The organism is Streptomyces sp. NPDC111516, from assembly GCF_055635345.1.
The window spans coordinates 241,309-262,490 of sequence record NZ_JBVKBV010000003.1 but is presented as its reverse complement, the minus strand read 5'-3'; the positions used below and the strand labels follow the sequence as shown (position 1 = coordinate 262,490).

Annotated in this window: 15 protein-coding genes; 10 read left to right on the top strand and 5 right to left on the bottom strand. The window is 67.5% G+C overall.

The window, feature by feature from the left end; all coding sequences use genetic code 11:
* Positions 1-33 precede the first annotated feature (33 nt).
* Positions 34-2,739 carry a transglycosylase domain-containing protein gene (locus ACZ7L9_RS09145; protein WP_471413863.1) on the bottom strand — a complete coding sequence of 902 codons (2,706 nt, stop codon included), beginning with the start codon at positions 2,737-2,739 and terminating at the stop codon, positions 34-36.
* Between the two features lie 389 nt (positions 2,740-3,128).
* On the opposite strand from ACZ7L9_RS09145, the gene ACZ7L9_RS09140 reads away from it, so the two are divergent.
* The 3 genes from ACZ7L9_RS09140 (at position 3,129) to ACZ7L9_RS09130 (ending at position 6,382) form a co-directional block, all read left to right on the top strand.
* Positions 3,129-3,836, top strand: a complete 708-nt coding sequence (locus ACZ7L9_RS09140) for a PadR family transcriptional regulator (protein WP_384463575.1) — start codon at positions 3,129-3,131, stop codon at positions 3,834-3,836.
* A 61-nt stretch (positions 3,837-3,897) separates the two neighbouring features.
* Positions 3,898-4,980, top strand: a complete 1,083-nt coding sequence (locus tag ACZ7L9_RS09135) for an inositol-3-phosphate synthase (protein WP_471413861.1) — start codon at positions 3,898-3,900, stop codon at positions 4,978-4,980.
* Positions 4,981-5,104: 124 nt separating this feature from the next.
* Positions 5,105-6,382 carry an MFS transporter gene (locus ACZ7L9_RS09130; RefSeq protein ID WP_471413859.1) on the top strand — a complete coding sequence of 426 codons (1,278 nt, stop codon included), beginning with the start codon at positions 5,105-5,107 and terminating at the stop codon, positions 6,380-6,382.
* 129 nt (positions 6,383-6,511) lie between these two features.
* Here the strand turns inward: ACZ7L9_RS09130 and ACZ7L9_RS09125 are convergent, their stop codons facing one another.
* Positions 6,512-7,954, bottom strand: coding sequence for a CCA tRNA nucleotidyltransferase (locus tag ACZ7L9_RS09125; RefSeq protein WP_471413858.1), 1,443 nt, complete (start codon positions 7,952-7,954; stop codon positions 6,512-6,514).
* A 183-nt stretch (positions 7,955-8,137) separates the two neighbouring features.
* Here ACZ7L9_RS09125 and ACZ7L9_RS09120 point away from each other — a divergent pair, with 183 nt between their 5' ends.
* The 7 genes from ACZ7L9_RS09120 (at position 8,138) to trxA (ending at position 17,780) form a co-directional block, all read left to right on the top strand.
* Positions 8,138-10,435 (top strand): DUF6049 family protein, encoded by a 2,298-nt coding sequence (locus tag ACZ7L9_RS09120; protein ID WP_471413857.1) that lies wholly within the window; start codon positions 8,138-8,140, stop codon positions 10,433-10,435.
* 49 nt (positions 10,436-10,484) lie between these two features.
* The gene (murJ, locus tag ACZ7L9_RS09115; protein WP_471413855.1) at positions 10,485-12,644 is read left to right on the top strand and encodes a murein biosynthesis integral membrane protein MurJ; all 2,160 of its coding nucleotides are present in this window, start codon (positions 10,485-10,487) and stop codon (positions 12,642-12,644) included.
* A 126-nt stretch (positions 12,645-12,770) separates the two neighbouring features.
* Positions 12,771-14,489 carry a protein kinase family protein gene (locus ACZ7L9_RS09110; RefSeq protein ID WP_471413853.1) on the top strand — a complete coding sequence of 573 codons (1,719 nt, stop codon included), beginning with the start codon at positions 12,771-12,773 and terminating at the stop codon, positions 14,487-14,489.
* A 156-nt stretch (positions 14,490-14,645) separates the two neighbouring features.
* Entirely contained in the window at positions 14,646-15,350 is a 705-nt protein-coding gene (sigM, locus tag ACZ7L9_RS09105; protein WP_471413852.1) for an RNA polymerase sigma factor SigM, read from the top strand.
* A complete protein-coding gene (locus tag ACZ7L9_RS09100; RefSeq protein ID WP_471413851.1) occupies positions 15,347-16,303 on the top strand; it encodes an anti-sigma factor family protein in 957 nt (318 codons plus the stop codon). The genes sigM and ACZ7L9_RS09100 overlap by 4 nt, the downstream gene beginning before the upstream one ends.
* 134 nt (positions 16,304-16,437) lie before the next feature.
* Positions 16,438-17,400 (top strand): thioredoxin-disulfide reductase, encoded by a 963-nt coding sequence (trxB, locus tag ACZ7L9_RS09095; RefSeq protein WP_471413850.1) that lies wholly within the window; start codon positions 16,438-16,440, stop codon positions 17,398-17,400.
* Positions 17,401-17,447: 47 nt separating this feature from the next.
* Positions 17,448-17,780 carry a thioredoxin gene (gene trxA, locus ACZ7L9_RS09090; RefSeq protein ID WP_389984440.1) on the top strand — a complete coding sequence of 111 codons (333 nt, stop codon included), beginning with the start codon at positions 17,448-17,450 and terminating at the stop codon, positions 17,778-17,780.
* A gap of 81 nt (positions 17,781-17,861) precedes the next feature.
* Here the strand turns inward: trxA and ACZ7L9_RS09085 are convergent, their stop codons facing one another.
* The 3 genes from ACZ7L9_RS09085 to ACZ7L9_RS09075 form a co-directional block, all read right to left on the bottom strand.
* Positions 17,862-18,479, bottom strand: a complete 618-nt coding sequence (locus ACZ7L9_RS09085; protein ID WP_471413847.1) for a GNAT family N-acetyltransferase — start codon at positions 18,477-18,479, stop codon at positions 17,862-17,864.
* Positions 18,480-18,784: 305 nt separating this feature from the next.
* Entirely contained in the window at positions 18,785-19,885 is a 1,101-nt protein-coding gene (locus ACZ7L9_RS09080) for a ParB/RepB/Spo0J family partition protein (protein WP_471413845.1), read from the bottom strand.
* Positions 19,882-20,961: a ParA family protein gene (locus ACZ7L9_RS09075; protein WP_471414122.1), complete on the bottom strand. Its 1,080-nt coding sequence runs from the start codon at positions 20,959-20,961 to the stop codon at positions 19,882-19,884. The genes ACZ7L9_RS09080 and ACZ7L9_RS09075 overlap by 4 nt, the downstream gene beginning before the upstream one ends.
* Positions 20,962-21,182 lie beyond the last annotated feature (221 nt).

Below are 21,182 nucleotides of genomic sequence, written 5' to 3'. Positions count from 1 at the left end.
GCCTGGTCGCCGGCCTGCGCGGCCGGACGGGCGTCAGCCGCCCGGACCTCCGAAGATCCCGCCACCATTCGGGTTGCCGTTGCCGTTGCCGTTGCCGTTACCGCCGCCCGGTGGCGAGGCGGTCGTCGACGGGCTGGTACTGGGACCGCCGATGTCTCCGCCGTTCGCACCTCCGTTATTGGTTCCGCCATTGCTGTTCCGGCAGTTCCGGTCCCATGCGCTACAGGTGTCGCTGGGGTCGGGAGCGGGCGAGGACGGGCTCATCGAGGGCGACTCGGACGGCGAGGTGGACGGCAAGGGCGACTCCACGGCGGTGGGCGTCGGCTTGGGGCTCTGGGCGCCGCCGCCGTAGACCTTCTCACCGATCGGCGTCGGCGGCGGGAAGCTCAGGGCCTTCTGGCCCTTCAGCGCATCCGCCATGTAGTCGTGCCAGATCTGGGCCGGGAACGAAGCACCGTGGATCGTCTTCTCACCACCCGTGCCGTACATCTTCTCGAACTTGCGGTCCGCGTTCTTCTCGTTGTCGTCGAGCCGGTACATGCTGATGGCCGTCGACAGCTGCGGGGTGTAGCCGACGAACCAGGCCGACTTGTTCTCGTCCGTCGTACCCGTCTTGCCCGCCACGTCGCGGCCGGGGAGCTGCGCGGGAGTTCCGGTTCCCTTTTCGACGACGTTCTTCAGGACATCGGTGACGTTGTCGGCGATGTCATTGCCGAAGGCTCGCTTGGGGGCGTCCTTGTGCTGGTAGATGACATTGCCCTCGTACTTCACTTCCTCGACCGAGTAGGGCTCGCGCTGCATGCCGCTGGCGGCGAAGGTCGCATACGCACCGGCCATGCGGATCGCGCTGGGCGAGGACGTACCGATGGAGAACGACGGCACATTCGAATCAGCCATGTTGTTGTCGTCCTTGAGCCCCGCGGCGATGGCCATGTCCTTCACCTTGTCGGTGCCGACATCCATGCCCAGCTGTACGTACGGGGAGTTGGCGGACCACTGCATCGCCTCACGAAGGGTGATGTTGCCCTTCGACTCCCCGCCGTCGTTGGCCTGCAGCCACTCCTTGCCGTTCTCGTCCGTCCAGATCTCGCCGTTGTACTTCTTGATCTTCAGCTTGTCGTCGGCGTTGTAGATGCTCAGCGGCGAGACCTTCTCGCGCTCCGACAAACCCTGGTCCGGCCCGCCCAAGGGGTCGCGCTTGCCGTACTCCATCGCCGCCGCCAGCACGAACGGCTTGAAGGTCGAACCGACCTGCGCACCCGTGGGGTCGGCGTTGTTGGTGTAGTGCTTTGTCGCGTCCTCACCGCCGTAGATCGCCACGATGGCACCGGTCTTGGGATCCACCGACCCACCGCCGAACTGGACGTGGGTGTCCGTCTTGGGGCGCTGCTTCGGCTTGATCTTGTTGTCGTAGACCTTCTTGACCGCGGCATCGAGCTCCTCGACCTTCTCCCTGTTGAAGGTGGTGTGGATCTCGTAGCCGCCCTGGGCGAGCTGCTCCGCCGTCACATGCTTGGTGTTGTTGTTGAGGAAGTACTTCTTGGCGAGGTCGACCAGGTAGCCGGTCTGACCGCCCAACTGGGCGTCCTTCCTCGGCGGCTTGAGCTTCGGGAACTCGGTGTACTTGGCGCGCTCCTCCGCCGAGAGGCGCTTGTCCTTCACCTCTTCGTCGAGGATCCACTTCCACCGCTTCTTGGCCCGATCGGTGTTCTTCGCCTTGGTGGCCTGCACTTCATCGACCTCGGGAACACCCGCCGGGTCGAAGTAGGTCGCACCCTTGAGTAGCGTGGCCAGGAACGCGCACTCGCTCGGGTCCAGGTCCTTGGCGTCCTTGTCGAAGTACGTACGGGCCGCCGCCTGGATCCCCGACGCACCTCGCCCGTAGTACGAGATGTTGAGGTAATCGGTGATGATCTGGTTCTTGTCCATCTCGTTGGTGACCTTGAGCGTGATGAAGATTTCCTGGAACTTCCGGCTCAGGGTCTGGTCCTGGGACAGGTAGGAGTTCTTCACGTACTGCTGGGTGATCGTCGACCCACCCTGGGTCTGGCCACCGGTCGCCATGTTGTACAGAGCACGGGCGATGCCCATGGGGTCGATGCCTCTGTCGTGCTCGAAGGACTTGTTCTCGGCCGAGATGACCGCGTTCCGCATGGCTTCGGGGATCTGCTCGTAACCGATGATCTGACGGTTGACCTCACCGCCCGTGGCGACCATCTGCGTGCCGTCGTCATAGAAATAGACGTTGTTCTGCGCCTTCGCGGTTTCGTTCACCTTGGGCGTGGTGACCATGGCGTACGCGATCCCGGCCAGGCCCATGAGCAGGCCGCAGAAGCCGATACAGAGGCTGGAGACGAGCTTCCAGGACGGCACCCAGCGCCGCACGCCGTACTTCCCGGCGCGCGGGTAGTCGATGAAGCGCTTCTTGACGGGACGTTGGCCACCGCGGCCGCGCCCCCGTCCCGGGCCCTCGTGTCCGCCGTCGCCGCCACCACCGCGACGACGACCACCGCCACCGCTGCCACCACGGCCGCCGTGCTGGGCGGCCCGTCTGGCCGCCGCGCGCCCGCCGTACGGGCTGTCCCCGCCGCGCGAACCGGAAGGCGACTCGGAATGTGACTCGGACGTTACTCCGCGTGACGGAGCGGCTCGGCGTCCTGAGGACTGCTGGGCGGCTCGTCTGGCCGCTGCCCGCCCGCCACCTTGCGGTTGGGGCGTTTTGCGACGGTGCTCGCTCATGGAACGACTACTCCTCGGGCAGGCAAGAACGCCTGGAAGCGGCGGCTGAGATCCGGTCCCCCCGAATGACGGACCAGCCCTGCGACAGGCTCATCCGCAGTACCTCCAACTGGTCCGCGAAGACTGACGCGCTCGGCCGTCTCACGGTTCCCGGTGGTCTGCATGCCGCACAGACTACGCACGGTCAAAACCCTCCTAGGGCCGAACTTCACCCCAAACAACGCAAGTCGGTGCCTATGAATTCACGATGTGACGCCGTTCACGATGCCCCCTCTTGTCGCAGGGCGACGACCGATCTATCGTCATGATGTATCGAGCCGATACATCGGCTCGGTACATCAGCTCGGCACAGGGCTCCGCGAGAGCACTCGGAGAAGGAGGAGGCGAAGTTGAGCAGACGCTCCGGCATCCTCGAATTCGCCGTTCTCGGTCTGCTCCGCGAATCCCCGATGCACGGGTACGAGTTGCGCAAACGTCTCAACACGTCGCTGGGGATCTTCCGCGCCTTCAGCTACGGCACCCTCTACCCCTGCCTCAAGACGCTGGTCGCCAACGGCTGGTTGATCGAGGAGCCGGGAACAGCCCCGGCCGTCCTTCCGCCCGCCGCCGGCCGTGCGGTCGCCCCCGCCTCCTCACTGGCCGGGCGCCGCGCCAAGATCGTCTACCGGCTGACGGCGGAAGGTAAGGAGCACTTCGAGGAGCTGCTTTCGCACACCGGCCCCGACTCCTGGGAGGACGAGCACTTCGCGGCCCGTTTCGCCTTCTTCGGGCAGACGGAGCACGAGGTGCGGATGCGGGTGCTGGAAGGCCGGCGCAGCCGGCTGGAGGAACGCCTGGAGAAGATGCGGGCCTCTCTGGCCCGCACCCGCGAGCGCCTCGACGACTACACACTTGAGCTGCAGCGACACGGCATGGAGTCCGTGGAGCGCGAAGTGCGCTGGCTGAACGAGCTCATCGAGAGCGAGCGGTCGGGACGGGATCAGCGACGATCCTCGCCCGGGGGCGAAGCTCAGCAGAACACAGCAGGAGAGACGGACGGCCTGCCCCGGCACCGGGGTGACACCCTGCCGGATCCGTCCGACGACACCTCAAAGTGAGGTCCCCGCAGATCCGCGGGGCTTCATCGGGAACATCCATTACACACAGGGAGCAACCGGAATGGGTTCGGTTCGCGTAGCCATCGTCGGCGTGGGCAACTGCGCCGCCTCGCTGGTCCAGGGCGTCGAGTACTACAAGGACGCCGATCCGGCCGGCAAGGTGCCCGGCCTGATGCACGTCCAGTTCGGCGACTACCACGTGCGGGACGTCGAGTTCGTCGCCGCCTTCGACGTCGACGCGAAGAAGGTCGGCCTCGACCTCGCGGACGCCATCGGTGCCAGCGAGAACAACACCATCAAGATCGCCGACGTTCCCAGCACCGGCGTGACCGTCCAGCGCGGCCACACCCACGACGGCCTGGGCAAGTACTACCGCCAGACCATCGAGGAGTCGGCCGAGGCCCCGGTCGACATCGTCCAGGTCCTGAAGGACCGCAAGGTCGACGTCCTCGTCTGCTACCTGCCCGTCGGGTCCGAGGTCGCCGCGAAGTTCTACGCGCAGTGCGCCATCGACGCCAAGGTCGCGTTCGTCAACGCTCTCCCGGTCTTCATCGCCGGCACCAAGGAGTGGGCGGACAAGTTCACCGAGGCCGGTGTCCCGATCGTCGGCGACGACATCAAGTCGCAGGTCGGCGCCACCATCACGCACCGCGTGATGGCGAAGCTCTTCGAGGACCGGGGCGTCATCCTGGACCGCACGATGCAGCTGAACGTCGGCGGCAACATGGACTTCAAGAACATGCTCGAGCGTGAGCGCCTGGAGTCCAAGAAGATCTCCAAGACGCAGGCCGTCACCTCCCAGATCCGCGACCGCGAGCTCGGTGCGGACAACGTCCACATCGGCCCGTCGGACTACGTGGCCTGGCTGGACGACCGCAAGTGGGCCTACGTGCGCCTCGAGGGCCGTGCCTTCGGAGACGTTCCGCTGAACCTGGAGTACAAGCTCGAGGTGTGGGACTCCCCGAACTCCGCCGGTGTCATCATCGACGCCGTCCGCGCCGCGAAGATCGCCAAGGACCGCGGCATCGGTGGCCCGATCCTCTCCGCGTCCTCGTACTTCATGAAGTCCCCGCCGGTCCAGTACTTCGACGACGAGGCCCGCGAGAACGTCGAGAAGTTCATCAAGGGCGAGGCCGCCAACTGACGCGACCGGACACGGCGCGTCGACGCGGCTCGGTGATGAGCAGCAATGCTCCTTCCTTTCCGCACCGTTGAGGGTCCCCGGGTCATCCACCCGGGGACCCTCAACGTATGTGACCCTTGATCACATGCCCGTCGTAGGTGATCTGCGCGTACTCCTGCGCCTTCGGAACTTCCGTCGTCTGCTCGCCGTACGGCTTCTCTCCCAGTCGGCGGACGGCGTGTATCAGGTCGCAGTGGCGGCGCATGTCGTCTTCTCCCCGGAGAAACAGGCATCGGCAGGGGCCATCGCCTCCGCCATGGCCGTGCTGCTCCTGCCGTACTCGCTCATCGGCCCCTTCGCCGGCGTCCTGCTGGACCGCTGGCCACGCCGTCAGGTCTTTCTGTACGGCAACCTGCTGCGCGCCGCACTCGCCTGCTGCACCGCATTCCTGATCCTCGGCGCCGCACCCGACTGGCTCTTCTACGTCTCGGCGCTGTGCGTCACCGCCGTCAACCGCTTCGTGCTGGCCGGGCTCTCGGCCGCGCTGCCGCGTGTCGTCGACAGGGACCGGCTGGTGCTGGCCAACTCGCTCTCGCCGACCGCGGGCACACTCGCCGCCACGGCCGGCGGCGGCCTCGCCTTCATCGTGCGGCTGCTGCTCGCCGACTCCGACGCGGCGGTGGTGCTGCTGGGCGCGGCGCTCTACCTCACTTCGGCACTGGCCTCCCTGAGTCTGGCCACCGGCCTCCTCGGACCGGATCAGGACGGGCGCCGCATCCGGCTGCGGAAGGCTCTGGCCATCACGGCTCGGGGGCTCGCCGACGGGCTGCGCCATCTGGCGGAGCGGAAGCAGGCCACCCGCGCGCTGGCCGCCATGACCGTGATCCGCTTCTGCTACGGGGCGCTGACCGTGATGGTGCTGATGCTGAGCCGGTACGCCTGGTCCGACAGCGAATCCGAAGGCCTGGCCCTCCTCGGGCTGGCTGTGGGGATATCCGGCGCGGGGTTCTTCGCGGCGGCCGTGGTGACACCGTGGGCGGTGGGGCGGCTCGGCCGGCTCCGCTGGATGGCGGTGTGCGCGGCGGCGGCCGCCGTCCTCGAACCCGCACTGGGGCTGTGGTTCGTCCCCGCGCCGATACTCGTCGCGGCATTCGTCCTCGGGCTTGTCACTCAGGGGGCGAAGATCGCGACGGACACCGTGGTGCAGACCTCGGTGGATGACGCCTTCCGCGGCCGGGTCTTCTCCCTCTACGACGTGCTGTTCAACGTGGCGTTCGTGGGCGCTGCCGCGGCCTGCGCCCTGATGCTGCCTCCTGACGGGCAGTCGTTCGTCGTGGTGATCGGGGTGGCCGTGCTCTATGCGGTCGTCGCCGTGCCGCTGTTCCGGTGGAGCCGTGCCGAAAGGGCGTCCCGGCGTGCGTGAGAGGTGCTGCGGCGGGGGGCGCTGTTTCACGTGAAACAGCGCCCCTCACGGAAACGGGTGCGGTCATGTTTCACGTGAAACATGACCGCACCCGTTTCCGATCTCCTGCCGATCAGGCCTTCAGTGGCCTCAGCTCTGCGCGGCCCACCACTTCTTGAGCTTCTCGACCGCCACGTCATGCCCCATCGGCCCGTGCTCCAGCCGCAGCTCCAGCAGGAACGCGTAGGCCTTGCCGATCACCGGCCCAGGACCGACACCCAGCGTCTTCATGATTTCGTTGCCGTTCAGGTCGGGCCGGACGGCATCCAGCTCCTCCTGCTCCCGCAGTTGCGCAATGCGCTCCTCGAGCCCGTTATAGGTTCGCGAGAGGGCGGCGGCCTTGCGCTTGTTCCGTGTGGTGCAGTCCGAGCGGGTCAGCTTGTGCAGCCGCTCCAGCAGCGGGCCCGCATCACGCACATAGCGGCGCACCGCGGAGTCGGTCCACTCGCCGTCACCGTAACCGTGGAAACGCAAGTGCAGCTCCACGAGCTTCGAGACGTCCTTGACCGTGTCGTTGGAGTACTTGAGCGCGGTCAGCCGCTTCTTGGTCATCTTGGCGCCCACCACCTCATGGTGATGGAACGAGACGCGCCCGTCCTTCTCGAAGCGACGTGTCCTCGGCTTGCCGATGTCATGGAGCAGAGCGGCAAGGCGCAGAACCAGATCAGGCCCGTCCTCCTCCAGGTCGATCGCCTGCTCCAGGACGGTCAGCGAGTGCTCGTAGACATCCTTGTGCCGGTGATGCTCGTCACTTTCCAGACGCAGAGCGGGAAGCTCCGGCAGCACCTGCTGCGCCAGGCCCGTGTCGACGAGCAGCGCCAGACCCTTGCGAGGGTTGGCGGAGAGCAGCAGTTTATTGAGCTCCTCCCTGACCCGCTCGGCGGAGACGATCTCGAGACGCCCGGCCATTTCCGTCATCGCCGTGACCACGTCGGGGGCGACGTCGAAGTCCAGCTGCGCGGCAAAGCGAGCAGCACGCAGCATGCGCAGCGGATCGTCGGAGAAGGATTCCTCGGGCGTTCCGGGGGTGCGCAGCACGCGGCGGGCCAGGTCCTCAAGACCGCCATGAGGGTCGACGAAGTCCTTCTGTGGAAGCGCGACGGCCATGGCATTGACCGTGAAGTCACGACGGATGAGGTCTTCCTCGATGGAGTCGCCATAGGACACCTCGGGCTTGCGTGAGGTCCTGTCGTACGCCTCCGACCTGTATGTGGTGACTTCGATCTGGTAGCCGTCCTTCTGGGCACCCACGGTGCCGAAGGCGATCCCGACCTCCCACACCGAGTCGGCCCACGGCCGGACGATCTTCAGTACGGCCTCGGGGCGGGCGTCCGTCGTGAAGTCCAGGTCGTTCCCGAGCCTGCCGAGAAGCGCGTCCCGGACCGAGCCGCCGACCAGAGCGAGACTGAATCCGGCATCCTGGAAACGGCGGGCGAGATCGTCGGCGACCGGCGACACCCGCAGCAGTTCGCTGACTGCGCGGTGCTGCACCTGGGTCAGGGCACGGGAGCTGTCTTCATTGGCGTTCGACACAACAGAAAAGGGTACGTGCCCGGACCGGCCCGGTCGTCCTGGTTTCGTCCCGCCCTGCGAGACTCTTCCGATCATGTAGCGGACTCCCCAGCACTGGGCACCCACGCACATCGTTACCATGCGGGGACGCAGCAACCGACAACCATCGACACCAGCTGACGACGACGAGGGACGGGTAGGCGCGTGGCCGAGGCGGCAGACATCCAGGGGATCGGTCCCTCTCCTGCCCGCCGGTGGCTGCGGCGCACAGCCGCCACGATCATCGGGGCACCGCTCATCGCCGTGCTGCTGGTCGGACCGACCGCGTCCGCCGCAGAGGCCGGCGGGACCGCCAAGGCCGCCACCGGCTCCGAGACGGTCGATGTGTCCCTGAACACTCTCGCTCCGAGCGCACCGGTGAAGGGGGACACGCTGACCGTCTCCGGCACCGTGACCAACAGGGGCAAGGAGACGATCACGCAGGCGGAGGTCGACCTGCGAGTGGGTCCGAGGCTCTACGGCAGGATGTCGATCGACACCGCGGCCAAGCGCACCGGCTACGTCCCCGGCAGCGATCCCGCCCCGCTCGGCGGCAAGTACACGGTGAAGTTCGCGAAGCTCTCTTCCGGAATCAGCCAGGACTTCACGCTGTCCGTCCCGGTCGACAAGCTGGGGCTCGGCGACGACGGCGTCTACCAGCTCGGTGTCTCGCTGTCGGGGCAGACCTCCCGGGCCCGGTACGACCACGTACTGGGGATCCAGCGCACCTTCCTGCCCTGGCAGAAGGAAGCGCGTGCCTCCAGGACGAAGGTCACCTATCTCTGGCCGCTCATCGCGTCGCCCCACGTCACCGCCGAAACCGGCTCCGACGATCAGCAGACACCCGTGTTCGCGGATGACGACCTTGCCGCCGAACTCGCGCCGGGCGGGCGCCTCGAACAGCTGGTCTCGCTGGGCAGCCAGCTGCCTGTGACGTGGGTCATCGACCCGGATCTGCTGGCCAGCGTCGACGCGATGGCACGGAACTACCGCGTGAAATCCGGTGACACCACCGTCGCCGGGAAGAACCAGGCCGTCGCCAAGGAGTGGCTCACCTCGCTGGAAGCCGCGGTGTCGGACGGCAAGGTCATCGCGCTGCCGTTCGCCGACCCCGATCTGGCATCCCTCGCACACCGCGGCAAGAACGTGTCGGGCACCCTCAGCCACCTGCAGACCGCCACGGATGTCGCCGGGACAACGGTGCAGACCATCCTGCATGTGAAGCCGTCGACCGACTTCGCCTGGCCCGTCGACGGGGCGGTCGACCCGTCGATCGTCGACGTCGCCACCTCAGCCGGCGCGCACAACGTGATCGCCCGCAGCGACAGCCTCCAGGAGACCGGCCGTCTGCCGTACACGCCGACCTCGGCCCGTCCCATCGGCGGCGGCACCACCGCCGTGGTCGCCGACGCCCGGCTCTCCACGGCCTTCCAGGGCGATATGTCGAAGGCGGGGAAATCCACCCTCGCCGTTCAGAAGTTCCTCGCGCAGACCCTCGCCCTGACCGAGCAGGAGACGGACGAGGAACGGAGCATCGTCGTCGCGCCGCAGCGGATGCCGACGGTCGCCCAGGCCCAGTCGATGGCCGCCGCTCTGCACTCCCTCGACGACGAACGCTGGACCCAGCCCCTCGGGCTCGTCGACGCGGCCGAGGCGAAGCCCGACGCGGAGGCGACGACCAGCGTCCCCGGCTCCTCCCAGTACCCGAAGCGGCTCCGCAGCCAGGAGCTGCCCACCCAGGCGTTCCAGGACATCAAGTCCATCCAGACCTCGCTCAACAACTTCCAGGTCATCCTCGACCGGCCGGAGCGGGTGGTGACCCCCTTCGGCAACGCGGTCAACCGGTCCATGTCGACGTCGTGGCGCGGCAGCCCGCTGGAGGCCCAGCAGTACCGGGACTCGGTACGCACCTATCTGCAGGGCCTGATCAACGAGGTCCAGCTCATCTCGAAATCGGACGTCACCCTGTCCGGCCGCAGCGCCACGATCCCGGTGACCGTGCAGAACAGGCTGTTGCAGGGCGTGGACCACCTGGTCCTCCGGCTGAAGTCGGAGAACGCGACCCGGCTCAAGCTGAACGACGGCGGGGCCGTGGCGGAGCAGCCGATCCGGATCGCCGGCGGTCACAGCCAGTCCGTGAAGTTCGACGCCGCGGCCAATATCAACGGCCAGGTGCAGATGACCGCACAGCTCTACACCGAGGACGGCACGCCGTACGGCGGAGAGATGACCTTCACCGTGAAGGTCTCCGAGCTCACCCCGACCGTGCTGCTGGTGATCGCCGGCGGGCTGCTGCTTCTGGTCCTCGCAGGCATCAGGATGTACACCCAGCGCAAGCGGGCCAACGCCGACGGCGCGGCCGGCGGCGACGGCAGCGATCCCGAGCAGCCGAGTGACCCGACGCCGGACACCGGTCCGGAAAGCGGGGCACCGTCGGACCCGGGTGAGAAAGTGGAACGTTGAGCGATGTCTGTCGTGGCCGGTCGGCCGGGGACGATGAGGTGGGGTTTCGATGAACGCGCCGTACGACGGTGACCGCGGTCAGGGTGCGGGCGGAGCCGGGCCTTCCGGTGGGCCCCCGGTCCCTCCCGCACCGGACAAGATTCCGCCGACCCCCGATCCGTACCTGCAGTCCGCGTACGACTACGACCCCTACCGGGCGCAGGACCTGTCCGTCCAGGACCCGGTGACCGAGGCGCTGTACGACCGCGCCGCGCACCCGCCGCCGCCCCCTGGCACCTACCAGCAGCCCCAGCCTCTCTACCAGCAGCCGCCCGCGGCGCAGTACCCACCCGATCCGCGCATCTGGGCACAGACCCCGCCCCCCGAGCCCGACGGACCGTCGCGGCACCTGCCGTACGGCGACAACCCGGCGACCACCCAGTTCGTCGGCGTCGACGATCTCGTCAGCCAGGCGTCCCACGACCGTGAGCAGCCGGACGCCTTCGCCCACCTGCTCCGGGACCAGGAAGGCCCGGCAGGACCCTCCCCCGTCCCGGCCGAGCCCGAGCCGGCCCCGGCCCCCGCACCGCCCAAGTCCGGCGGCCGCGCCTCCGGCCTGCTGAAATCCAGCGCGGTCATGGCGGCCGGCACCCTCGTGTCCCGGCTCACCGGATTCGTCCGCAGCCTTGTGATCACCGCCGCGCTCGGTGCGGCACTCCTCGGCGACAGCTTCACCATCGCCTACACACTGCCGACGATGATCTACATCCTCACCGTCGGCGGCGGGCTGAACTCGGTCTTCGTTCCCCAGCTCGTCCGTTCCATGAAGGATGACGAGGACGGCGGCGAGGCCTACGCCAACCGGCTGCTGACCCTGGTGATGGTCGCGCTCGGTGTGATCGTCGCGATCGCGGTCTTCGCCGCTCCGTGGCTGATCCACATGATGTCGCCGACGATCGCCAGGGACACGGCCGCCAACAGCGTCGCCGTGACGTTCGCCCGGTACTGCCTGCCGACCATCTTCTTCATGGGCGTGCACGTCGTGATGGGCCAGATCCTCAACGCCCGCGGCCGGTTCGGTGCGATGATGTGGACCCCGGTCCTCAACAACATCGTCATGATCTTCACGTTCGGCATGTTCATCTGGGTCTACGGCACCTCCGCCGAGTCCCAGATGGGGGTCCAGACGATCCCGCCGGAGGGCGTCCGGCTCCTGGGCATCGGAACACTGCTCGGCCTGGTCGTCCAGGCCCTGGCCATGGTCCCGTATCTGCGCGAGGCCGGCTTCCGCTTCCGGCCGCGCTTCGACTGGAAGGGGCACGGGCTCGGCAAGACGGTCAAGCTGGCCAAGTGGACCGTCCTGTTCGTGCTGGCCAACCAGGCAGGCGTGATCGTCGTCACCCAGCTCGCGACGTCGGCGGGCAAGCTGTCCGGCAAGGACGGCACCGGCTTCCTCGCGTACTCCAACGCCCAGCTCATCTGGGGCATGCCGCAGGCCATCATCACCGTGTCGGTCATGGCGGCCCTGCTGCCCCGCATCTCCCGCGCCGCCCACGACGACGACCCGGGCGCCGTCCGCGACGACATCTCCCAGGGACTGCGGAACTCGGCCGTGGCGATCGTGCCGGTGGCCTTCATGTTCCTCGCCCTCGGCCTGCCGATGTGCACCCTGCTGTATGCCTCCGCGGGCACCGAAGCGGCCCGGTCCATGGGCTTCATCCTCATGGCATTCGGTCTCGGCCTGATCCCGTACTCCGTGCAGTACGTGGTGCTGCGAGGCTTCTACGCCTACGAGGACACCCGGACGCCCTTCTACAACACGGTCATCGTCGCCGCGGTCAACGCGGCCGCCTCGGCCCTCTGCTACGTGATCCTGCCGGCCCAGTGGGCCGTGGTCGGCATGGCTGCCGCGTACGGACTCGCCTACGCCGTCGGCGTAGGCATCGCCTGGCGACGGCTGCGCAACCGGCTGGGCGGCGATCTGGACGGTGCCCACGTCGTCCGCACCTACGCCCGCCTGTGCCTGGCCGCCATCCCGGCAGCGGCGCTCGGCGGCGGAGTCGGCTTCGCTGTTCTCATGGGCCTCGGTGAAGGCGCCTTCGGTTCACTCGTCGCCCTGATCTGCGGTGGCGCCGTTCTGCTGGGCGTCTTCTTCGTCGCCGCCAAGCGGATGCGGATCGAAGAGATCAACGGCATGGTCGGCATGGTCCGAGGACGGCTCGGGCGCTGAGGATCGTGGTCGCACAACCATCACCGCCCCTTGCGTGTCGTGCATAGCGCCGGAGTGTGGGCACAATTGGCGTGACTGTGCAGGGCTGGCTGGCATCGCGCAACGGATGGGGAGGCAGGAACGACGGTGGCGGAACGTAGCACGGCTGCCGTCGACGTGGCCGACAACAGCGGTGATGAACCGCTGGCCGCCAAGGCGGACGAGGCCACGACCGACGGGACGGCGAAAGCTCAGGACACAACGGGCACAGAGCCTCAGAACACGGACGGTGAGCGCATCAGCTCCGAGGCCACTCTGCCGACCCCTGATCTGCACAGCGGGCACAAACTGGCCGGACGTTACCGGCTCGAAGAGTGCGTCACCCGTCTGGACGGGTTCAGCAGTTGGCGCGCTGTCGATGAGAAGCTGCGCCGCGCGGTCGGCGTCCATCTGCTGCCCGCCGACCACCCCCGAGCCCGTTCGGTGCTGGCCGCAGCCCGCTCCTCCGCGCTGCTCGGCGACCCTCGCTTCGTGCAGGTGCTCGACGCGGTCGAGGAGAACGACCTGGTCTACGTCGTCCACGAATGGCTCCCCGATGCCACCGAGCTCACCTCGCTGCTGGCCGCGGGACCGATGGACGCGCATGACGCCTACCAACTCGTCAGTCAGATCTCCCAGGCCATGGCGGCCGCGCACCGAGAGGGTCTCGCGCATCTGAGGCTGACCCCGGGCGCGGTGCTGCGCAGCTCGACCGGGCAGTACCGGATCCGCGGCCTCGCGGTGAACGCCGCACTGCGGGGGATCACCGCCGACGGCCCGCAGCGCGCGGACACCGAGGCGATCGGCGCCCTGCTCTACGCCGCACTGACCCAGCGCTGGCCGTACGAGACCGATGCCTACGGTCTGTCCGGCCTGCCCAAGGGAGTGGGGCTGATCGCCCCGGACCAGGTACGGGCCGGTGTCCACCGTGGCCTGTCCGAGATCGCCATGCGCGCACTCGCCAATGACGGCGCCACTGCCTCCCGGCAGGAGCAGCCGTGCACCACCCCGGACGAACTGGCCAAGGCTGTCGCAGCGATGCCCCGCATCCGCCCTCCGGAGCCCACCTTCACGGCGCCCCCGGAGTACCAGCGCACGACCTACCAGCAAGGCACCTACGGGCGCCCACCCGCCGGCCCCGGCGTCACCACGCAGCCCGTGATCGCCGTGCCCCCGGCCCCGCTCCAGACCCGCACCGGCAAGGTCCTCAAGTGGGCGGTGTCCGCGCTGCTCATCGCCGCACTGGGCCTCGGCAGCTGGCAGCTCGCCGAGACGCTCCTCGACCGCAGCAACGACTCGGGGAACGACGACACCACACAGACGACCCCGGAGAACGACGACAACAAGCCTGCGGCCCCGCTCAAGCCGCTGCGGATAGCCGGTGCTACGGAGTTCATGCCCAGCGGCTCAGGGATAAAGCAGGAGGACGCGCCGAACGCCATCGACGGCAAGGCGAGTACCGCGTGGGTCACCCTCCGCTACCGGGGCTACGCCAATTTCGGCAATCTCGCGCCCCGTAGGGATGGCAGCGGCATCGTCGTCGATCTGGGCAGTGTCCAGGACGTCAAGGGCATCAATGTCGAGATGTTCCGCAGCGGGCAGAAGGCCGAAGTGCTCGCAGCCGACGCGAACGCCTCAGCCCCGTCGTCCCTCTCGGACTTCCCTCAGCGCCTCACCAAGCTCGCAACGGTGGGGAGCGATCTGAAGGAGTCTCTCGCCAAGCCTGTACGGACTCGCTACGTACTGATCCACATCACTGAGCTGCCGTCGGACGGAACGTCTGACGGCTTCCGTGGCGGAATCTCGGAGATCTCGGTACTTGGCTGACGCGAAAGGCCGGTGGGAGCGGACTCCCACCGGCCTTTCGCGCACCGTCCGGGCCCGCCGGTCGATCTCATACCGTTCGTCTTCCGCCCTCTGCCCCTGCCCACTCGAATCGTGATAGACAGACGCACCTTGACATAGAGAGGGAGGGAGGGGGAGGTGGCCGCCGAGCCGTCGGAACCACTCAGCGACTCAGACCTCCTCGCTCGCCATGTGGCCGGTGAACCCGACGCCTTCGGCGAGCTCGTACGACGCCACCGCGACCGGCTGTGGGCCGTGGCACTGCGGACCCTGGGCGACCGGGAGGAAGCCTCCGACGCCGTCCAGGACGCACTGGTCTCCGCTTTCCGGGCCGCCCACACCTTCCGCGGCCAGTCCGCCGTCACCACCTGGCTGCACCGCATCACCGTCAATGCCTGCCTGGACCGGGTCCGGAAGGCGGCCACCCGCAAGACTTCGCCGGTCGATGACACCGAACGGTTCGACCAGCTCCTCGAACCGCACGAGTCCGCAGAGGTCCCGGCGGAGCGCCGGGACCTGCACCGCGAGCTCTTGGCCGCACTCGCCACTCTCCCCGCAGAGCAGCGCGCCGCCCTGGTCCTCGTGGACATGCAGGGCTACCCCGTGGCCGAGGCTGCACGCATCCTCGATGTACCGACAGGCACCGTGAAGAGCCGCTGCGCGCGTGGCAGAGCCCGGCTGGCTCCTTTGCTCACCCACCTACGCAGTGAGGGCACAGGAGCCGAGGAACCCGCCGCGGGAAGGAACCGGACGCCGCGCGCATCCGTCCCACCCGCGTCGAGGCCGAGGGACACGGGGACAAGCGATCCTGCTGCAGTGAAGGGTGGAGGTGGGCGCGCATGACATCAACGACCGAAACGACCCAGCACCCGGATGTCTCGGAGATCTCCGATCTCACGGAGGGACTGCTCCCGCCGTCACGTGCGGCAGAGGTACGCGGCCATGTGGACGGCTGCGAGCTCTGCGGTGATGTCCATGCCTCACTCGTGGAGATCCGCGAGCTGCTCGGCACCGTGCCCGCGCCTCAACACATGCCCGACGATGTCGTGGACCGCATCGACGCAGCGCTCGCCGTCGAGGCTCTCAGCACCACGGCGCCCGTCGGCGCAGCGCCGCATGTTTCACGTGAAACAGAACCTTCCGTCGCGCAGAAGCCGGACGCGGAGACCGGTCTCTCGGACCGCCCTGCCGGGCATCCCCGGGCGGCCACTGGCCCCGGCCGCCGATCGGCCCGGCGCCGCCGCCGCACAGCCGTGCTCGGCACCGCCCTCGGCGCAGCCATGGTCGGCGTGAGCGTCTTCATGCTGCAGAGCGTCCAGTCGCCCCAGGAGGATGCCAGCCTCAAGGCAGCGGACCACGGCTCCAGCTCCGCGGCAAAAGGCACAGGAATCTTCACGGCGTCCACCCTCGAGGGCCGGGTCCAAGCGCTGCTTCTGAGCGCCGGCACAAAATCATCGAGTCCGGACGGTACCGACGCCGAGAAGCAGGCACCGCCGTCGGTCGACATGCAATCGACGCCCAAGAGCGACTCTCTCAGGTCCGAGCCGCCCCGAACGCCGTTGCGTGCACCCGCTGTATCCGTCCCACCCTGTGTGGAGCAGGGCATCGGGCGGAAGACCGCGGCCCTCGCCGTGGAAGAAGGCACCTACGAGGGCACGGATGCCTTCCTCGTCGTCCTGCCACACCCCTCGGACGCGACCCGCGTCCAGGCGTATGTCGTCGACGCGGCCTGCGTCCGGGACGAGCCCGACGCCAAAGCGAAGCTACTGCTGACCCACGCCTACGCGCGCCCCTGAGAATCGTGCCGGAACGCCGCCCCGGCACGTCGGGAATGCATCCCCCGTAGGATCCGTTGGGTGGGGTGAGAGTCGTTGAACCGACCCCATCAGGCGTGGTCAGTAGGCAGTCTGCAGAGACGAGGAAGAAACCCGTGAGCGACGTCCGTAATGTGATCATCATCGGCTCCGGCCCCGCGGGCTACACGGCCGCCCTTTACACCGCACGCGCCTCGCTGAAGCCGCTGGTGTTCGAGGGCGCCGTCACCGCCGGCGGTGCTCTGATGAACACCACCGACGTGGAGAACTTCCCGGGCTTCCAGGACGGGATCATGGGCCCCGAGCTCATGGACAACATGCGCGCCCAAGCCGAGCGCTTCGGCGCCGAGCTCGTTCCCGATGATGTCGTCTCCGTGGACCTCACTGACGACATCAAGACGGTCACCGACACCGCCGGCACGGTGCACCGCGCCAAGGCCGTCATCGTGACGACCGGCTCCCAGCACCGCAAGCTGGGGCTGCCCAACGAGGACGCCCTCTCGGGCCGCGGCGTCTCCTGGTGCGCGACCTGTGACGGGTTCTTCTTCAAGGACCAGGACATCGCAGTGGTCGGCGGCGGCGACACCGCGATGGAGGAGGCAACCTTCCTCTCCCGTTTCGCCAAGTCCGTCACCATCGTCCACCGCCGTGACTCGCTGCGTGCTTCCAAGGCCATGCAGGACCGTGCCTTCGCAGACCCGAAGATCAAGTTCGCCTGGGACAGCGAGGTCGCAGGAGTCCACGGCGAGCAGAAGCTGTCCGGCCTGACCCTTCGGAACACCAAGACCGGCGCAACGTCCGAGCTCGCGGTGACCGGTCTGTTCATCGCAGTGGGCCACGACCCGCGCACCGAGCTCTTCAAGGGGCAGCTCGAACTCGACGACGAGGGCTACCTCAAGGTCGACGCTCCCTCCACGCGCACCAACGTGACCGGTGTCTTCGGCGCCGGTGATGTCGTCGACCACACCTACCGACAGGCCATCAGCGCTGCCGGTACCGGCTGCTCGGCCGCTCTCGACGCCGAGCGCTTCCTCGCTGCGCTCGCCGACGACGAGAAGGCCGCCGCGGCCACCGTCTGACCCACGCCTCTCACCCCACACACCCCTAAGAAGTTAAGGAGGCCGCCGTGGCCGGCGACCTGAAGAACGTGACCGACGACTCCTTCGACGAGGTCGTCCTGAAGAGCGAGAAGCCTGTACTGGTGGACTTCTGGGCTGCCTGGTGCGGTCCGTGCCGCCAGATCGCGCCCTCCCTGGAAGCCATCGCTGCCGAGCACGGCGACGAGATCGAGATCGTCAAGCTCAACATCGACGAGAATCCGGCCACGGCCGCCAAGTACGGCGTCATGTCCATCCCGACCCTGAACGTCTACAAGGATGGCGAGGTCGCCAAGACCATCGTCGGAGCCAAGCCGAAGGCCGCGCTCCTCCGCGACCTCGAAGGCTTCATCAGCGAGTAGAGCCGTGGTTCGATGTTTCACGTGAAACGGGTCCATCCCCCGAGGGGATGGACCCGTTTCACATGGTCCTGTTCGTTCGGATCACAGCGGCCGCAGCGCCGGTTCCTTCTGGACGGCACCCAGCAATCGATCCAGTGCCAGCTCGACGTCTTCCTTCCAGGAGAGCGTCGTCCGCAGTTCCAGTCTCAGTCGCGGATGGACAGGATGCGGCCGTACGGTCTTGAAGCCGACTGCGAGGAGATGATCCGCGGGAAGCACACAGGCAGGCTCCTTCCACCGGGCATCGCCGAAGGCCTCGATCGCCTTGAATCCCCGCCGCAGCAGGTCCTTGGCGACGGTCTGCACCATGACTCGGCCCAGTCCCTGCCCCTGGTAGCCCGGCATGATCCAGGCAGTCATCAACTGCACGGCATCTGGGGAGACGGGGCTTGTAGGAAAGGCCATCGAACGCGGTACATAGGCCGGTGGTGCGTAGAGAACGAAGCCCACCGGCACATCGTCGACATGGACAACGCGGCCGCACGAACCCCACTCCAGCAGAACGGCCGAGATCCATGCCTCTTTCTCCAGCTCGGGCGTTCCCGCCTTTACTGCAGCTTCGCCACTGACCGGATCAAGCTCCCAGAAGACACACGAGCGGCAGCGCCTCGGGAGATCGGAAAGATTGTCCAGTGTGAGCGGTACGAGCCGACGCCCCATGAAGGCTGTTCCTCGCTTCCTTCGCCTGCCGCATCGCGTGCGGCAGTCAGTGCACTCCGTTCCAGGAGCAGACTGCCGACGAACCCTCCGACAGCGCCCCCGGGCCCAGCCTCACTGCCACCAGTCGGCTGTGGCTCACTGATCGCATGGCGCTCCCTCCACCGAGATGGCTCAGAACGGATGTGCCATACCAGAACGCATCGTATCCACCCAGGGATGAAGCCGACACCGAGAGAAAGCAAAGGGCGGGCTGTGTTCCGGTATCCATCGGAACACAGCCCGCCCTACCGCTCATCCGGCAGAGGTCAGCCCTCGTCGTCCTCGGCAGGGTCCTCAGACGGTTCCCGGTCCAGCACCCGCCCCTCGCCCGGCGCCAGACTGCCGAGAATGCGGTCCAGATCCTCCATCGACGCAAACTCGACGACGATCTTTCCCTTCTTCTGCCCGAGGTCGACCTTCACCCTGGTCTCGAAGCGGTCCGAGAGCCGGGAAGCAAGATCGGACAGCGCCGGCGACACCCGTCCGCCGGCCCGCGGCCCCTTGGACTTGGCAGGACTCGTCGGCCTGGTCCCCATGAGGGTCACGATCTCTTCGACCGCACGCACCGACAGCCCCTCGGCCACAATGCGATGCGCCAGCCTGTCCTGCTCCTCCGAGTCGTCCACGGACAACAGCGCCCGCGCATGACCGGCCGACAACACCCCGGCCGCGACCCTGCGCTGCACCGGAGGCGAAAGCCTCAGCAGACGCAGTGTGTTGGACACCTGCGGACGGGAACGCCCGATCCGGTCCGCCAACTGGTCATGTGTGCACTTGAAGTCCTTGAGCAACTGGTCGTAGGCGGCTGCCTCCTCCAACGGATTCAGCTGAGCCCGGTGAAGGTTCTCCAGAAGTGCGTCCAGGAGCAGCTTCTCGTCGTCCGTGGCCCGGACGATGGCCGGGATCCGCTCCAGACCCGCCTCACGGCACGCCCTCCAGCGCCGCTCGCCCATGATGAGCTCATAGCGCTCCGGACCCGTCTTCCGCACGACAACGGGCTGGAGAAGCCCCACTTCCTTGATGGAGGTAACCAACTCGGCGAGGGCATCCTCGTCGAACACCTCTCGGGGCTGACGTGGATTAGGGGTGATGGAGCCGAGAGGGACCTCGGCAAAGTACGCCCCGGTGGCTCCCACCGATGCTACGGCCGCCTCGGGCTCCGAAACCGGCACACTCGGCTCCGGCACGACCGGAGCGGACGCAAGGGCGGCCACCTTCGCAGCGGCCACCCCCCGCTCTGCCGTCATCACCGGACCCGCCCCGGGAGAGGCCGATCCCACCCCCGTGGACGGCACCTGCTTCTCCTGCGGAGCGGCGGGGATCAGGGCACCTAGCCCACGCCCCAACCCTCTTCGACGCTCACTCACTGGATCCCCTCCGAAATGCTCTGCTGGCTGTTCCCACTGCCCGTGTGGGCATGCTGGGCCTCGTACTGCACCCCGACACCTCGCAACGCGATCTCACGCGCCGCTTCGAGGTACGAAAGCGACCCACTCGAACCCGGGTCGTAGGTCAGCACGGTCTGCCCGTAGCTCGGTGCCTCCGAAATCCGCACCGACCGCGGAATGTTCGTCCGCAGCACCTCCTTACCGAAGTGACTGCGCACCTCCTCCGCGACCTGCGAAGCGAGCCTGGTCCTGCCGTCGTACATGGTGAGCAGAATCGTCGACACGTGAAGGTCGGGGTTGAGATGCCCCCGCACCAGGTCCACATTCCTCAGCAGCTGCCCCAACCCCTCCAGCGCGTAGTACTCGCACTGAATGGGGATCAGCACCTCGGCGCCGGCGACCAGGGCATTGACGGTCAGCAGACCGAGCGAGGGCGGGCAGTCGATCAGAATGTAGTCCAAGGGCTGCTCATACGCCTGGATCGCCCGCTGCAGTCGGCTCTCCCGCGCCACCAGCGACACCAGCTCGATCTCCGCACCGGCGAGATCGATCGTGGCGGGGGCACAGAAGAGGCCTTCGACGTCCGGAACAGGCTGAACCACCTCGGAGAGCGGCCTGCTCTCCACCAGGACGTCATAGATAGAGGGAACTTCGGCATGGTGATCGATACCCAGAGCCGTAGAGGCATTCCCCTGCGGGTCGAGGTCCACCACCAGGACACGTGCGCCGTGAAGCGCGAGCGAGGCGGCAAGGTTGACCGTCGTGGTGGTCTTGCCCACCCCACCCTTCTGATTGGCCACCACCATGACGCGAGTCCGGTCAGGACGGGGCAGGCCCTCGCCGGCGCGGCCTAGGGCCTCGACCGCCAGTTGGGCCGCGCGACCGATGGGTGTGTCGTCCATCGGCGGCGGCGGTGTTTCACGTGAAACACCCTCCCCCGCCGATTCGGTTCGGGGACCGGGGACCGGATCGGTCATCGGTCCCGCGATGTTGGCGTCGGACCGCAAGGATTCACTCTCCTCGACTTCAGGCTCACAATGCACAGAGCCTGCCATGCTTTCGGGGTCGTGAACCAGCGAGGCCCGCTCTTCTGTGGATGAATCCACTTCTGTGGACAACTCCATAGCCCTAACGGGCTTGCGATGCCGCGGCGCGGCAGCCGCACGACCGCGGCTGATGATCCCATGCAGCAGAGAGCGACGTTTCACGTGAAACACGATGCCCCCGCAGCGAAGCTACAGGGGCACGACACTCCGCATGAGGCACGTACGACTGC